This window comes from Arhodomonas sp. KWT, from assembly GCF_010993615.1.
Genome location: NZ_WNXE01000020.1, coordinates 21820 through 23912, shown reverse-complemented (window position 1 = coordinate 23912; position 2093 = coordinate 21820). Strand labels below are relative to the sequence as shown.

The window sequence follows — 2093 nt, the reverse complement described above, 5'->3', positions numbered from 1 at the left end:
AACGTCACCGCGCCGAGCCCGTGGTCCGCGATACCGACCCCCGCGGCCGGCCCATCTACTGGATCGGCCCGCCGGGGGATGCCGAGGACGTGGGCGCGGGAACCGACTTCGACGCCGTCCGCCGTGGCTACGTGTCGATCACACCGCTGCAGGTCGACCTCACGCGATACTCGGCACTGGAACAGATCGCCGGCTGGCTCGGGGGGCTGTCATGACCCCGGATCAGCTTCGCCGCGGCATCGGCATGACCTCCCAACGTACCCGCGAGCGGTTGGTGCGCCGCCTCGGCGACGCCGGTATCGGCGACCCCCGGGTACTCAACGTCATGCGTCACATCCCGCGCCACCTGTTCGTCGACGAAGCCCTGGCCAGCCGAGCCTACGAGGACACCGCGCTGCCCATCGGCCACGGCCAGACCATCTCCCAGCCGTTCGTCGTGGCCCGCATGACCGAGGCCCTGATCGCGAGCGGTGCCCAGCCGCGCTCGGTGCTCGAGATCGGCACGGGCTGCGGCTACCAGACCGCCGTCCTGGCCGCGCTGGTGCCGCGGGTGTTCACCATCGAACGGATCCGGGCACTCTACGGCAAGGCCAACGCCCATCTGCGCGAGCTCAGCGTGCACAACGTCCGTCAGCGCCTCGGCGACGGCTACGCCGGCTGGCCCAGTGAGGCGCCGTTCGATGCCATCCTCCTGACCGCGGCGCCATCCCATCTGCCGGAGACCCTGCTCGAACAGCTCGCCCCCGGCGGGCGCCTGGTCGCGCCAATCGGCGAATCCGGCGGGCAATCGTTGTGTGTCTACGAGCGTGACGGGGAGGGCGTGTCCGTGCGGCGGCTCTCGGACGTGAGCTTCGTGCCGATGCAGGCAGGCCTGGCGTGACGCGGGTGTTCTCGTGGCTGTACGACCGGACGCTCGCCTGGGCCGCCCACCGCCACGCCGCCTGGCTGCTGGCGGCGCTGAGCTTTGCCGAGTCGTCCTTCTTTCCGATCCCGCCGGATGTGATGCTGGCACCGATGGTGCTGGCGCGCCCGCAGCGGTGGTGGCGGCTCGCCGTTGTGACCACGCTCGCTTCGGTGGTGGGCGGACTCGCCGGTTACGCCATCGGTGCGTTTGCACTGCAGGTCGTCGAGCCGTTGATCCACGACCTCGGCTACTGGTCCGCCTACCAGACCGCACGGACGTGGTTCGCGGCATGGGGGTTCTGGGTGGTGCTCGCCGCAGGCTTCTCGCCCATCCCCTACAAGGTGTTCACCATCGCCGCGGGTGCCATGTCACTGGCCCTCGCGCCCTTCGTGCTCGCCTCCGCGGTGGGGCGTGGCGCGCGCTTCGTGCTGGTGGCGGCGGTGGTTGCCTGGGGCGGTCCCCGCGTGGAGCCCTGGCTGCGCCGCTATGTCGACCGGATCGGCTGGGCGAGCGTGGCGCTGATCGTCCTGGCGGTGGTCGTCGTCCGGCTGTGATCCGGCTGGCCGCGCCGGCTCTGGTGATGATGCTTGCACTCGTGCTCGCGGGCTGCGCCGAGTTCGATTACGGCCGCTCACGGCTGCCGCCGGCCGGCTCCGCCGGCGATCCACCGGCGACCTACCGCGTCCAGCGCGGCGACACCCTTTACCGCATCGCCTGGCGTTACGGGCTCAGCTACAAGAAGGTGGCCCGCTGGAACCACATCGGGGCGCCGTACACCATCTACCCGGGGCAGCGCCTGACGTTGCGTCCGTCGTCCGGAGGCAGCCGTTCGGCGGCCACCTCGACGGGTTCCGGCAGCTCCTCCCGGAGCACACGCAGTGCGGGTACCCGCAGCAGCAGCCCCGCGCCGGAAACGAAGCCACCGGGCGACTGGCGCTGGCCGCTGAAAGGAAAGGTGCTGGAGGGCTACAGCGCGGGCGGCAGCGGCAAGCACGGGATCACGATCGGCACCGGCGGCGACGATACCGTCCGTGCCGCCGCCTCGGGGCGTGTGGTCTACAGTGGCAGCGGCCTGCGTGGTTACGGACGGCTCGTCATCGTCAAGCACAATGAATCCTACCTCACTGCCTACGCCTACAACCGGGAGCTGCTCGTCACCGAGGGCACGCGTGTCGACGCAGGGACGCCA

General features: G+C 70.6%; 3 protein-coding genes and 1 pseudogene. All 4 read left to right on the top strand.

From position 1 onward, the window contains the following. Nucleotides 1-215 (top strand): annotated as a pseudogene (locus tag G7A99_RS06015) (5'/3'-nucleotidase SurE); the annotation flags it as partial. Continuing rightward, the gene (locus G7A99_RS06010; RefSeq protein ID WP_018716865.1) at nucleotides 212-880 is read left to right on the top strand and encodes a protein-L-isoaspartate(D-aspartate) O-methyltransferase; all 669 of its coding nucleotides are present in this window, start codon (nucleotides 212-214) and stop codon (nucleotides 878-880) included. The pseudogene G7A99_RS06015 and the gene G7A99_RS06010, both read left to right, overlap by 4 nt. Then, entirely contained in the window at nucleotides 877-1458 is a 582-nt protein-coding gene (locus G7A99_RS06005) for a YqaA family protein (RefSeq protein ID WP_018716864.1), read from the top strand. The genes G7A99_RS06010 and G7A99_RS06005 overlap by 4 nt, the downstream gene beginning before the upstream one ends. 26 nt (nucleotides 1459-1484) lie before the next feature. Next, nucleotides 1485-2093 (top strand): LysM peptidoglycan-binding domain-containing protein (locus tag G7A99_RS06000; protein WP_240466117.1); only part of this gene is annotated, 609 nt, incomplete at its 3' end.

What these genes read in the sequence shown, in the direction of transcription:
- G7A99_RS06010 (WP_018716865.1), top strand. Translation starts at nt 212, where the DNA reads ATGACCCCGGATCAGCTTCGCCGCGGCATCGGCATGACCTCCCAACGT.